12 protein-coding genes are annotated in these 13,077 nt (G+C 64.2%); 7 read left to right on the top strand and 5 right to left on the bottom strand.

Annotated features, from left to right (window positions below):
• Positions 1–7: 7 nt before the first annotated feature.
• The 5 genes from J4G43_RS48950 to J4G43_RS48930 all read right to left on the bottom strand — a co-directional run bounded on the left by J4G43_RS48950 (position 8) and on the right by J4G43_RS48930 (position 6,670).
• Entirely contained in the window at positions 8–1,321 is a 1,314-nt protein-coding gene (locus tag J4G43_RS48950; protein WP_071916961.1) for an ABC transporter ATP-binding protein, read from the bottom strand.
• Positions 1,322–1,334: 13 nt separating this feature from the next.
• Positions 1,335–3,068 carry an ABC transporter permease gene (locus J4G43_RS48945; protein ID WP_208089143.1) on the bottom strand — a complete coding sequence of 578 codons (1,734 nt, stop codon included), beginning with the start codon at positions 3,066–3,068 and terminating at the stop codon, positions 1,335–1,337.
• A 28-nt stretch (positions 3,069–3,096) separates the two neighbouring features.
• Positions 3,097–5,064, bottom strand: coding sequence for a carbohydrate porin (locus tag J4G43_RS48940; protein WP_135215891.1), 1,968 nt, complete (start codon positions 5,062–5,064; stop codon positions 3,097–3,099).
• 396 nt (positions 5,065–5,460) lie between these two features.
• Positions 5,461–5,724, bottom strand: a complete 264-nt coding sequence (locus J4G43_RS48935) for a hypothetical protein (RefSeq protein ID WP_208089142.1) — start codon at positions 5,722–5,724, stop codon at positions 5,461–5,463.
• Positions 5,725–5,863: 139 nt separating this feature from the next.
• Positions 5,864–6,670 carry a creatininase family protein gene (locus J4G43_RS48930; RefSeq protein ID WP_208089141.1) on the bottom strand — a complete coding sequence of 269 codons (807 nt, stop codon included), beginning with the start codon at positions 6,668–6,670 and terminating at the stop codon, positions 5,864–5,866.
• A 139-nt stretch (positions 6,671–6,809) separates the two neighbouring features.
• Between J4G43_RS48930 and J4G43_RS48925 the strand changes: the two genes are divergently transcribed.
• From J4G43_RS48925 to J4G43_RS48895, 7 genes are all read left to right on the top strand, one after another.
• Positions 6,810–7,832: an ABC transporter substrate-binding protein gene (locus J4G43_RS48925; protein WP_208089140.1), complete on the top strand. Its 1,023-nt coding sequence runs from the start codon at positions 6,810–6,812 to the stop codon at positions 7,830–7,832.
• Positions 7,833–7,842: 10 nt separating this feature from the next.
• A complete protein-coding gene (locus tag J4G43_RS48920; RefSeq protein WP_208089139.1) occupies positions 7,843–8,658 on the top strand; it encodes an ABC transporter ATP-binding protein in 816 nt (271 codons plus the stop codon).
• Positions 8,655–9,473 carry an ABC transporter permease gene (locus J4G43_RS48915; RefSeq protein ID WP_038942786.1) on the top strand — a complete coding sequence of 273 codons (819 nt, stop codon included), beginning with the start codon at positions 8,655–8,657 and terminating at the stop codon, positions 9,471–9,473. Before J4G43_RS48920 ends, J4G43_RS48915 begins: the two co-directional genes overlap by 4 nt.
• A complete protein-coding gene (locus tag J4G43_RS48910; protein WP_063980700.1) occupies positions 9,473–10,462 on the top strand; it encodes a 2-hydroxyacid dehydrogenase in 990 nt (329 codons plus the stop codon). The genes J4G43_RS48915 and J4G43_RS48910 overlap by 1 nt, the downstream gene beginning before the upstream one ends.
• On the top strand, positions 10,462–11,154 hold the full coding sequence (locus tag J4G43_RS48905) for an AprI/Inh family metalloprotease inhibitor (RefSeq protein ID WP_085402675.1): 693 nt from the start codon (positions 10,462–10,464) through the stop codon (positions 11,152–11,154). Before J4G43_RS48910 ends, J4G43_RS48905 begins: the two co-directional genes overlap by 1 nt.
• Before the next feature lie 99 nt (positions 11,155–11,253).
• The gene (locus J4G43_RS48900; protein WP_085402674.1) at positions 11,254–11,661 is read left to right on the top strand and encodes a YciI family protein; all 408 of its coding nucleotides are present in this window, start codon (positions 11,254–11,256) and stop codon (positions 11,659–11,661) included.
• Positions 11,662–11,794: 133 nt separating this feature from the next.
• Entirely contained in the window at positions 11,795–13,075 is a 1,281-nt protein-coding gene (locus tag J4G43_RS48895; RefSeq protein WP_208089138.1) for an RNA polymerase sigma factor, read from the top strand.
• Positions 13,076–13,077 lie beyond the last annotated feature (2 nt).

Here is a 13,077-nt window from a genome sequence, read left to right as displayed (position 1 = left end):
GGCGGGATCAAGCGCTCTCGCCCGGGTTTTCGAGGCTGAACGTCTCCGACTGCTCGTCATATGCGAACAGCTCGCCATAACGTCCCCAGGACACGACGGTCCTGAGCGTCTCGTCCGCATAGTCCTCGGACATGTAGTCCTCGAGCTCATTGCGGAACCGTGCCGCGGGGGCGGTATGGGAGGGACGTTCGTCGAGCACGCGGCGAATCAATCCCATCACCGGCACGTATGTGACGAGATGTTCGGCAAATAGCTTCTTGCGCGCGTCGGTTTCGAGATGGGCAAAACGCTTGCCCGTGTCGGTGAGCATCAGGTCGCCTTCGCTCAGCTGGGCGAAGCGCAGCAGTTGCAGGGACTCACCGAGGTGGAGGATCTCGTCGGCCTCGAGCTGGAGCTGGCTTGCGAGCACGGGCAGGTCGGCGTGTCCGTGATAGGGCGGCCCCGCCAGCGTCTCGATCAGGCCCGACAGCACGTTGGACGATACGTGGTGCAGGGTCATGCCGACACCGGAGCCGAGGATGCCTTCGACGGGGGGCGCCTTCGGTTCGGCGCGTTGGGTCATGCGCGCGTAGATGCTGTCGACGAGCTGCCGGAAATGGGGGTCGAGCCGGTTGCGCGGATGCGGCATGTCGACCTTGATCTCGGCGGCGACGCGCCCTGGATTGGATGAGAACACCAGGATGCGATCGCACATCAGGACCGCCTCCTCGATATTGTGCGTCACCATCAGGATCGATTTGATCGGCAGCCGGCCCTCGATCCAGAGGTCGATCAGGTCCGTGCGCAGCGTCTCGGCCGTGAGGACGTCGAGTGCCGAGAACGGCTCGTCCATCAGCAGGAGGTCCGGATGCACCACCAGCGCGCGGGCGAAGCCGACGCGCTGCCGCATGCCACCCGACAGTTCCTTCGGGAAGGCGGACTCAAACCCGTCAAGGCCGATCAGGTCGATCGCAGCAAGAGCGCGCTTGTGGCGCTCGGTGGCATCGACGCCCAGCGCTTCGAGCCCGAGCTCGACGTTCTGGAGCACGGTCAACCAGGGAAACAACGCGAATGACTGGAACACCATGGCGACGCCGTTCGGTGGCCCGACGATGATCTCGCCGCGACAGGTCGCCTGTCCCGCAGACGGGCTGACCAGGCCGGCGATGATCCGCAGCAAGGTGGACTTGCCGGAGCCGGATCGGCCGAGCAGGCCGACGATCTCGCCCGAGCGAATCGTCAGGTCGACCTTATCCAGCACCAGGAGCTGTTCGCCGCTGCCTTTCGGGAAGGATCGGCAGACACCGCGGATGTCGATGAGCGCAGAGGGTTGATCGAGCATGATGGTCTCCTCGTCAGCCGAGCCGCAGGCGACGCTCGCCGAAGGCATAGAGCGGCCGCCAGACCAGACGATTGAACAACGTCACCAGGATGCACATCGTGGCAATTCCGAGCACGACGCGCGGGAAGTCGCCGGCTTCCGTGGCGGAAGCAATATAGGCGCCGAGTCCGGTGGCCTTCAGATGCGTGTCGCCCCAGCTTGCGACCTCCGCGACGATCGACGCATTCCAGGAGCCGCCGGACGCCGTGATCGCGCCGGTGATGTAATAAGGAAAGACGCCGGGCAGTATCACCTTGAACCACCATCGCCATCCCCGGAGATGGAAGCTGCCGGCGGCTTCGCGCAGATCGGTCGGAAAGGCGCTCGCGCCAGCGATCACGTTGAACAGGATGTACCACTGCGTGCCCAGGATCATCAGCGGGCTCAGCCAGATGTCTGGATTGAGCTTGAAGCTGACAATGGCGACGACAAAGACGGGGAAGGCGAGATTGGCCGGGAAGGCCGCGAGAAACTGGGCCAGCGGCTGGATTCGTTCGGCGAGCTTCGGGCGTAGCCCGATCCACACGCCAACCGGCACCCAGATCAGCGTGGCGAGGGTGATCAGGATGGCGACGCGCAACAACGTGATGAGCCCGTCCCTGATGACGACAAGAACGTCGGACATTCCGAGACTGGCCGAGAGATAGCGATAGGTCAGCCAGGCGGCATAGGCCGTGCCGGCGAGGATCAATGCGATCCAGACCGTATCGACGAGGCGTGACGTCTGGTCTTTACCTGGTGCCGCGGGCGGCAGCTTCGGCAGCGGAATGCGCAAGTTCGAGATCGCGCGGTTCAGCGCCGCGAAAGGAAGGGTCAGCGCACGCAGCGCCCTAGTCCGGCGGAACAGGTCGAGCGTCCAGGAGGCCGGCGCCTCGCCTGAGGCGGTCTGCTCGAAGCGGAATTTGTCGGCCCAGGCGACGATGGGGCGGAACAGCAGCTGATCATAGGCGATGATCACGAGCAGCATCGCCAGCATGGCGTAGAGGATCGCCGGCAAATCCTGCTGCTGAATTGCCATCGCGACATAGGAGCCGATGCCCGGCAGCGTCACCGTGGTGTTGCCAACCGTGATCGCCTCCGAGGCCACCACGAAGAACCAGCCGCCCGACATCGACATCATCGCGTTCCAGATCAGGCCGGGCATCGCGAAGGGGACGTCGAGGCGCCAGAAGCGCTGCCAGCCGGACAAATGGAAGCTTTGCGTGGCCTCTTCCAGATCCTTCGGAACGTTGCGGATCGACTGGTACAGGCTGAACGTCATGTTCCAGGCCTGGCTGGTGAAGATCGCGAACACCGAGGCGAGCTCGGCGCCGAGCACCTGCCCCGGAAACAAATTCATGAAGAACACGACGGTGAAGGTGAGGAAGCCCAGGATCGGGACGGATTGCAAAATATCCAGCAGCGGGATCATCACCAATTCGGCTCGCCGGCTCTTGGCTGCGATCGCCGCGTAGATGAAGGTGAAGACTGTCGAACAGACGATGGCGAGCAGCATCCGTAAGACGGTACGCAAGGCGTAAAGCGGAAGGTTTGCCGGATCGAGCGTGACCGGTGCGCGCTCGAGCTCGGACAGCGGCACCGTGGTCTGCTCGCCGCCATAGACGATCAGGACCATGGCGCCGATCACGAGGATCAGCGCCGCTGCGTCCCAGACATTGGGGAGTAGCGCCCGGCCGATCGCGGCCGTGCGGATATCTCTCGGCTTCATAGGCCCGCCCTTGGGCTGGAATTTTGGGCTAGAACTCTGCGTGCAGGCGGCCCGAGAAGATCGAGACCGGCCCGCGGTCGGCGTTATAGGCCGGGTTTGTGATCAATTGATAGTCCGCGGTCAGCGTGACGTTCTTGTTCACCGAATAGGCATAGTAGGCCTCAAGGATGCGCTCCTTGCGGTAGTTGAGAGCGCCGTCGCCGATGAGAACACCGAGGCCGCCGGCGGCCAGGAAGTCGCGATAATCCTGCGAGATGGCATTGACCGCGCCGCCGATGCCGACGACGTCGTCAGGCCGGCCCCATTTCGTGCCCTTGATCGACAGTCCGCCGGCTAGGCTGCTGTTGATGTCGGTGAAGGCGAGTGTTTCGGTCTTGCCGTCGTTCCAGCTCCAGCGGCCGAACAGCCCGATATCCTCTGTGATCGCCTGCTCGAGGTTGACGACGTAGCCGACCTTGAGGCGGCCGCGGCGGGTCTGCGCGATGTCGAGATTGAGCGCAGGATTGTCCAGCGTCTCGCGGAAGCTGCCCATGTTGGCGCTGTCGACCCAGCCCATGGTCCTGAGCTTGCCAGGTTGGCCGAGCAGCGAGAACCGCGTCTCCAGCTCGATCGCGTACTGACCGCGTTCCCCGACCCTGGTGTCGAAATGATTCGAATTGGACTCCGCGACCATCAGGAAATAGCCGCCGCGCAGCGCCCATTGCTTCTGGTTGAGCTCGGCGGTGACGCCATAGGTGAGACCGACCTTGTCGGCGGAATAGTCGAAGGCGCCCGGCGCCCACAGCGACCAGTTCATGAAATCCTTGCGGGTGTCCTTGGCAAAGGCATTGCCGTCGAACACGTCGATCACCGCGAACTTGCCGGCCTGCACTGTGAGCCGGGAAATGTCGACCTTCTGCGCAAGCTGCAATTGGCCGCTCGCGAGCTCTTCCTGCTCGCCGCCAAAGCCGAACGTCTGGCGCACGAACAGCCGCGAGGTGTTGTAATGCGGATAGGGGAAGTTCGACTTCTGCGCTTCGCCGTTGGGAAAGCCTGCCGCGCCCACCGTGTCGTTCAGTCCAAATCCCTGGAGCAGTTCGGGATTGTAATAGACCTCGCCGCCGTCCCACAGCCGCGCGTTCAGGAACAGGCTGTTGCTCCAGGTCGCCTTGGCCTGGGTTGAAGGCGAGAGCGAGTTTGTTCCGCTGTAGAGAGCGGGGAACGACGGATAGCCTTGCGGCAGATAAGTGCTCTGACCGTGAATCTCCCAGCGATCCGATTCCGTGTCGATCAGGGAGCTCTTCGGATTGTAGCTCGGCATGCCCGGCCAATCGACCTTGCGGTTGAGCCCGAGCCTGATCGACTGGAAGTCGAGCGACGAGGAGGTGTATTGGGCCCCCGTGGAGAAGGCGACGTTGGCGCCGTCGAAGCGGCTATAGAGATATTCGAGCCGTGCGCTCCAATGCGGCGCGAAGCCGTATTCGATGCCGGCACCCGCGATCCAGCCGGGCCGCGTGTTCAGGATTTTCGGGACGTCGCCCGCGGCCGGCGTGTCGAAATAGCGCTCGCCCATCCACGCAAAGCCGCCGGTGGCATAGACGAGCCATGGACCGCTGGTGTAGCCGACGCGGCCGCGCAGGCTGGCGGTGTAGTCCCACTGCTGGATGACCGTGTTGGCAGGTGTCGCGAGGAAGGAAACGATCGAGTTGGAGGTGATGTAATTGGGAAACGAAAAATCGCCTTCGACGCCGACGAGCCAGCCGGAGTTGAGCCGGTAGTTGTAGCCGGCCTGCACGCCGCCGATCATGCCGCTGAAGACGCCGCTGCCGTTGATCGCGGTGCCGTCGTTCAGCGCGAAGCTGGACGAGCCACGGCTGTAGCCGGCATGCGCGCCGATATAGAGGCCGGTCCAGTCATAGACCGCTTTCAGCGCCGGCGCCTTCAGCGGCAGATCGGCCGCGTGTACGGCCGCGGGAAAAGCCAGCACGCCCGAGGCAATCGCCGCGGCCGTTCGCAAATACCGGTGTCGGTGACCTCTCAACTTCAAAACGCACGCCCCCAAACGCGAATGTGTCCCATTCGCCGCGATATCCCTGCAGATTCGCGGCGACCCTGTCACGAAGTCTTGGTTGTTCACGCGATCGGACCAGACGATCCCGATTCGACGCGATTTCTTCCCAAGCCCCTGTGCTTGTTGCGAACCTTATTGCGATTAATTCGCAATAGCAACTGGCACGGATTGCCGCAGCGGATGGTTCGCACTCTTGTGTGACGGAGCTGCAACAAATTCTCAGGTCCAAAATGAATGACCCGCCCGGGGGGACAGCCGGGCGGGTCGGGGGCACGACACGGGGTGGATGAGGCGCCCGTGTCGAACGCGGGATCCACGTGAGATCGGCCTCAGGTACTCAAATCAGTAGCAAGTACGAACGCGGCCGACGTACTGGCCGAAGGCGTTGTACTGGGCGACCCAGCCGCAGCGGTGATAGCCGTTGTAATAGGGGTCGTTGCTGGCGGCGATCGCGGAGCCGACGACGGCGGCGGTGGCGATGCCGGCACCCACACCCCAGACCCAGCCGGGCTGCTTGGCTTCGGCCGAGGAGGTGGTGGACACGATGCTGCCGGTGACGGCGAGGGCAGCGAGCGCGACGGCGGCAATCCTGGTCTTGATCGACATGTGAAACTCCATCCGGGTTGAGGCGGTCCGTTGTGGTCCGCGTGCCCAGTTGGACGGAGGCTTGTCGCGTCCGGTTCGAATCCCGCAAAAGCGGGTGTGCAGCCAGAGTGTTTCCTGAATGATTCCAGTCGGATGCGAGCTAGTCGAGAGGCCCTTTGGCGAGCCTGTTCACGTCGAAGTTATCGACCTCGGCCAGCAGCTCGCAGAAAGCCGCCGCGCCCTGATCGAGCAGCTGCGCGCCCTTCTCGGGGACGGCCAGCGTCGCGTTGCCGATCGCGCCGCTCGTGTGGAGATCCTGCGCCTGCCAGGCGAACGGCGCGGGCCGCTGTGTCGACAGCCAGCGATACTGCTTTTCCATGGCGATGCTGCTTGCGGGAAAATCCGCGATCGCATCCTTGCGCACCTGATCGGGATAGCGTGCCAGCATGATCGACGTCTCGATCGCGCCGCCATGGATGCCGTGGCGCACTTCATCCGCCGGGAACAGTTTCTCCGCGCCCGACAGCCGCGACCACGACGTCGTCACCACAAAGAGCTTGTGATGCGCGCGAAGATCCTGCGCGACCAGCATCATTGCCGCGCTGTTGCCGCCATGGCTGGTGATGATGACGAGCTTCTTCACGCCGCGCCGCGCGACGTCCTCGCCGATTGCGGTCCATCTCTTCAGCGCCACCTCGGTCGGCAGCGTCTGTGTGCCCGGATAGTCGATATGCTCGGTGGAAACCCCGACCGGTTCAACGGGCAGGAACGTCGCCGGAACATTTGCGGGCAGCAGCTCGCGCACGCGCGCGAGATACGCGTCCGCGATCAGCACGTCGGTCTCGAGCGGCAGATGCGGGCCGTGCTGCTCGGTCGCCGCCAGCGGCAGCACCGCGATCCAGCGCGACAAATCCGCAGGGGCCGCATTGGCCCAGTTGATGTCGATCCAGTCGCGAGACGGCGTCATCGTGGTTTCTTTGCCCGAATTTGTCGCGTATTTTGGGGTTATCAGGGGACGCGGGCCTGGCCGGCTCGCGTCCCCGAACTTCATGCGGTTCTATCGCGTTGCCTTCACATCGGCCAGCCACGATCGACGGAGTGCCATCATGACCCCCTCTCATCTGCGGCGAGCGTTAACGGCGGGCTTGATGGCCGCCTTCGTCTCTTTGGCTCCGGCGAGCGCCGAGACGCTGGACAAGGTCACCTTCGGCACCAATTGGGTCGCCGAGGCCGAGCATGGCGGTTTCTTCCAGGCGGTCGCCGACGGCACCTACAAGAAATACGGGCTCGACGTCACCATCGTTCCCGGCGGTCCGAACGAGAACAACCGGATGCTGCTGATCGCCGGCAAGATCGATTTCTTCATGGCCGCGAACACGCTGATGTCGTTCGACGCGGTGGCGAATAACGTCCCCGTCGTCACCATCGCAGCGGTCTTCCAGAAGGATCCGCAGGTGATGCTGACGCAGCCGGACGCCAAGGTCGCCAAGATCGAGGATCTCAAGCCGCTGACCTTGTTCGTCTCCAAGGAGGGCATGACCAGCTACTTCCAGTGGCTGAAGTCCGAATACGGCTTCAACGAGAAGAACGTCCGTCCCTACAATTTCAATCCGCAGCCCTTCATCGCCAACCCCAAGAGCGCGATGCAGGGCTACGTCACCTCCGAGCCCTTCGCGGTCGAGAAGGCCGCCGGCTTCAAGCCGAATGTGCTGCTGCTTGCCGACTATGGCTTCAACACCTATTCGACCCTGATCGAGACGCGCCGCGACATGGTCGAGAAGAAGCCGGACCTGGTGCAGCGCTTCGTCGATGCCTCCATGGTCGGCTGGTACAATTACATCTACCGCGACAATTCCGCGGGCAATGCCATGATTAAGAAGCTCAACCCGGAGATGACCGACGAGCTGCTCGCCTATTCCGTCGCCAAGATGAAGGAATACGGCATCGTCGATTCCGGCGAGTCCTTGAAGAACGGCATCGGCGCGATGAGCGACGAGCGCTACACGTCCTTCTTCAACAAGATGGTGAAGGCCGGCGTCGTGAAGGCGGATCTCGACTTCCGCAAGTCCTATACGCTGCGCTTCGTCAACAAGGGCGTCGGCGTCGAGCTGCGCCCGAGCAAGCCGTAGCGCAAGGTCCATGTCATCCGTCAAAAGCTCGTCCGGGGTCGAGGCCGGCCTGACGGCTCTCGCCGTCAGCCTGCGCGGCGTGACGAAGGCGTATGACAATGGCGTCATGGCGCTCGGCCCGTTCGACCTTGCCGTTCGCAAGGGCGAGTTCATCTCGCTGTTGGGCCCGTCCGGTTGCGGCAAGTCCACTGCGCTGCGCCTGATCGCAGAGCTCAGCGCGCCATCGTCCGGCATCGTGCGGGTGGCGCGCCACGAGGGCGATGTGCTGCCGGGTCATGGCATCGGCTTCGTGTTCCAGGAGCCGACGCTGATGCCCTGGACCAGCGTGCGCGAGAATGTGCGGCTGCCCTTGAGGCTCGCAGGCGTTCCGAAGGCGGAGGCGCGCGCGCGGGCCGATGAGGCGTTGGCCAGCGTGGGTCTTGCCGATTTCGCCGATGCTTTCCCGCGCGAACTCTCCGGCGGCATGAAGATGCGGGTGTCGCTGGCGCGTGCGCTCGTCACCGACCCTGATATCCTCCTGATGGATGAGCCGTTCGCCGCGCTCGACGAGATCACGCGCTTTCGCCTCAACAACGACCTGCTTGCGCTGTGGCGAGCCCTGGGCAAGACCGTCATCTTCGTCACCCATTCGGTGTTCGAATCCGTCTATCTGTCGCAGCGGGTCGTCGTCATGACCGCGCGGCCCGGCCGCATCCAGGCCGATATCCGCATCGAGACGGTCGAGCCGCGCGGTGAGGAGTTTCGGACCTCGGCCGCCTATTCCAATTATTGCCGGAAAGTGTCGGCCGCGCTGGCGCCGTCCTATTCGGGGCAATCGATGCTATGAACGCGCAAGCTGCCGTCACCGCAAAACCATCCGGCGCGCAACGCGCGATGCGCTTCGTGCTTCCCGTCATCGTGTTCGCAGCCGGACTCGCGGCCTGGGAACTGGTCGTCCGCATCAAGGACATCCCGCCTTACGTTCTGCCAGCACCCTCCGTCATCTTCCTGACCTTGATCAAGGACTGGGCGGTGCTGTCACAATCGCTCGCGACCACGCTGCTGACCACGCTCGAAGGCTTTGTCGCCGCCAGCATCGGCGGCATCGCGCTGGCGCTGCTGTTCAACCAGTCGAAATGGGTGGAATATTCGCTATTCCCCTATGCAATCGTCCTCCAGGTGACTCCTGTCATCGCGATTGCACCGCTGCTCCTGATCTATCTGGAGCAGCAGACCGCGGTCGTCGTCTGCGCCTTCATCGTTGCCTTTTTCCCGGTGCTGTCCAACACCACGCTCGGGCTGAATTCGGTCGATCGCAACCTTGCCGGCCTGTTCCAGCTCTATGGCGCCTCGCCGCCGCAAACCCTGCGCTTCCTGAAGCTGCCAGCGGCGCTGCCCTATATCCTCGGGGGCCTGCGCATTGCCGGCGGCCTGTCGCTGATCGGCGCGGTTGTGGCCGAAATCGCGGCCGGCACCGCCGGCGCGGGCTCCGGGCTCGCCTACAGGATCGCCGAATCCGGCTATCGATTGAACATACCCCGCATGTTCGCAGCGCTGCTGCTGTTGTCGCTGGCCGGGATTGTCATCTATGGGGTGCTGGCGCTAGTTTCCCACCTCGTTTTACGGCGCTGGCACGAGAGCGCGCTTGGAAAGGAAAACTGATGACTACCGGTTCGATTTCGTCCGAAAAGATCGACCTTCTGATCTATGGGCCGGTGCGGCCAATTCTCGACAACGGTTTCTCCGATCATTTCGTCGTGCACAAGGCGGAGACCCGGGGCGATCTCGAGCGGCTGACACCGGCGATCCGCGAAAAAATCCGTGGCGTGGCGGTGACCTATCACACGGTGCGCGCCGACAGGGACTCGCTGTCGCAATTGCCCAAGATCGAGATGGTGGCGAGCTTCGGCGTCGGCTACGACCATATCGACGCCAAATACGCGGCCGAGCACAACATCATCGTCACCAACACGCCCGACGTGCTGACCGAGGAGGTCGCCGACGTCGCGATGGGTCTTCTGATCTCCACCGTGCGTGAGTTCATCAAGGCCGACCGCTACGTCCGCTCCGGCCTCTGGCAGACGCAGAACTATCCGCTCAGCGTCGGCTCGCTGCGCGACCGCAAGGTCGGCATCGTCGGCATGGGCCGGATCGGCCAGGCCATTGCGCGCCGGCTCGATGCCTCGCTGGTGCCGGTGGTCTACCACTCCCGCAATCCGTCGAAGGACGTCTCCTACAAGCACTATCCTGATCTGATCGAGATGGCGAAGGCGGTGGACACGCTGATGGTGATCGTGCCCGGCGGCGCCTCGACCAACAAGATGATCAATGCCGAGGTGCTGAAGGCGCTCGGTCCGCGCGGCGTGCTGGTCAACGTGGCGCGCGGCTCGGTGGTCGACGAGGCGGCGCTGGTCCAGGCGCTGAAATCAGGCACCATCCTCGCCGCCGGTCTCGACGTGTTCGCGGCCGAGCCGAGCGTACCGGACGAGCTCAAGACCATGCAGAACGTCGTGCTGCTGCCGCATATCGGCTCGGCGTCGGTGGTGACGCGCAACGCGATGGATCAGCTCGTGGTCGACAACCTCAAGTCCTGGTTCGCCGGCAAGGCGCCGTTGACGCCGGTTGCGGAAACGCCGTTCAAGGGGCGCTGATGAGAGGTCTTCGGGTCGTTGCATTCGCCGTCGCGGCCTGCGTGGCCGCGATCGGCATCGCGCATGCGCAGGATGCGACGACCCTGAAGAAGACGATGCCCGGGCAGTGGGAGCTCTCGACCACCGAGCGCAGCAAGACCTGCGTCGTCACGATGAAGGGCGATGCCGCGGCGCAGGGTTTCAAGCTGGAGCTGGAGCCGGCCTGCAAGACCACGCTGCCCTTTACGAAGGATATCGTTGCCTGGAGCGTCAGGGGCCTCGACATCGTTCGTTTGCAGGACGCGACCGGTGAAGCCGTGATCGACTTCACCGAGGTCGAGGCCGGCATCTTCGAAGGCCTGCGGCAGGGCGAGGGCGTCTACATCCTCCAGGATCTCGCCGCCGCCCGCTCGATGGCCAAGTCGATGGACCAGATGATCGGCGACTGGTCGATGGTGCGCGGCAACGGCCAGCCGGTGTGCGGGCTGACGCTGACCAACACGGAAGCCGGCCCGGACAATTTCCAGGTCTTCGTCAAGCCGAAATGCGATCCGGCGATCGCTCAGTTCAATCCGGCGCAATGGCGGCTCGAGCGCGGCCAGATCGTCCTGATGTCGAAATCAGGCGAGGCCTGGCAGTTCGAGGCCGATGACAACGCGCAATGGCGGCGCGTCCCCGATACCGCCGATCCCCTGATCATGCTGCGGCAATAAATCTTCCGGTCGATGTCGATTTAGCCAAGGCTCAATCGTCACATCCATAGCGAGCCGGTTTGCAGCCGGAGCGGCTGCTGCTCGCCAAGGGAGTTTTTCATGCGCTTCATGTACATCGTCACCTCCAGCCAGCCGATGGCTGCCCCGAGCCCGGCGCTGATGGAGGCCATGCAGGACATATCCGAGCGGGAGATCAAGGCCGGTCGAATGATCGACAATGGCGGCCTGATGCCGCTTGCGACCGGCGCACGGGTGCGAATCGTCGACGGTGAGCTCAGCGTCATCGACGGCCCCTTCGTCGAGGCCAAGGAAGTGATCGGCGGCTATGCCATTTTCGAGCTGCGCGACAAGGCGGAAGCCGTGGCCATGGCGAAGGAATTCATGCAGCTGCACCTCGATCACATGCCGGGCTGGGAGGGGACCTGCGAATTGCGGGCATTCGCCACGCCGGGCGTGGAGATCGCCTGCCAGGTCGACGCGCAGTCCAGGGTGGCTGCCCACGCCTGATGGACACCACCGCTCGTCCTGGAGCGTTTTCGAGCGAAGTGGATACCGGTTCGCGTCAAGAAAACGCGTCAAAACAAGAATCTAGAGCCCCGTTCCGATTCCATCGGAACGGAAAGGGCTCTGGTCGGCGGCGATGACGACCGCCGACATCGATCGCGAGATCCGCGCCGCGATTCACGCAACCTGGCGCGTCGCGCAGCCACGGCTGATCGCCACGCTGTCGCGCATGCTGCGCGACGTGCCGCTGGCGGAGGAATTGACCCAGGACGCTCTGGTCGCAGCGCTGGAAGCGTGGCCGCACAGCGGGGTGCCGGACAATCCCGGCGCCTGGCTGGTTGCGACGGCCAAGCGCCGCGGGCTCGATCATCTGCGCCGGGCAAAGATGCTCACCCGCAAGCAGGACCTGCTGACGCACGAGCTGATGCAGGAGCAGGACGCGATGCCGGATTTCGACGCCGCCCTCGACGACGATATCGGTGACGAATGGTTGCGGCTGATCTTCACGGCCTGTCACCCGCTGCTGCCGCGGCAGGCGCGCGCGGCGCTGGCATTGCGTATGATCTGCGGCCTGACCACCGACGAGATCGCGCGCGCCTTCCTGGTCACGGAGGCAACCATCGCCCAGCGCATCGTCCGCGCCAAGCGCACGCTGTCGCGGTCGGGCCTGAGCTACGAGATCCCGAGCGGCGAGGCGCTTTCGGAGCGTCTCGCCTCGGTGCTCGAGGTCGTCTATCTCATAATCAACGAGGGCTATTCGGCCTCAGGCGGCGAGGAGTGGCTGCGGCCGCAGCTCTGCGACGAGGCTCTGCGCATGGGGCGGGTGCTGGTCGGGCTCGCGCCTCTCGAGCCCGAGGTCCACGGTCTCATGGCACTGATGGAGCTGAATGCCGCGCGGAAGCAGGCGCGCACGGGCATCGATGGCGAGCCCATCCTGCTCATGGACCAGGACCGCAGGCTCTGGGACCGGCGCCAGATTGGCAGCGGCCTTCGCGCGCTCGATCGCGCGCGCGAGCTCGGCGGTGCCGGACGGTTCTACACGCTGCAGGCCGCGATCGTCGCGTGCCACGCGACGGCGGAGACGGCCGTTGCCACCGACTGGCGCCGCATCGCGGAGCTCTATGGCCAGCTCGCGGCGCTGGTGCGCTCGCCGGTGATCGAGCTCAACCGGGCGGTCGCGCTTGGCATGGCCGAAGGGCCGCAGGCCGGTCTCGATCTCGTGGACATGATCGCGGACGAACCGGCGCTCGGGACTTACCACCATCTCCATTCTGTCCGCGGCGACCTCCTGGAGAAGCTCGGTCGCTTCGCCGAGGCGCGACGATCGTTCGAGACCGCAGCGCGTCTCACGAACAATGCGCGCGAGCGCGTGTTGATGGAGCGGCGAGCGGCAGCCATTGCCGATGCCGACGGCTGAAG

The sequence above is a fragment of the Bradyrhizobium barranii subsp. barranii genome, from assembly GCF_017565645.3.
GTDB classification, from domain to species: Bacteria; Pseudomonadota; Alphaproteobacteria; order Rhizobiales; family Xanthobacteraceae; genus Bradyrhizobium; species Bradyrhizobium barranii.
Note: the sequence above shows the minus strand (reverse complement) of the source record. Positions and strands in the feature narration are given on the sequence as shown.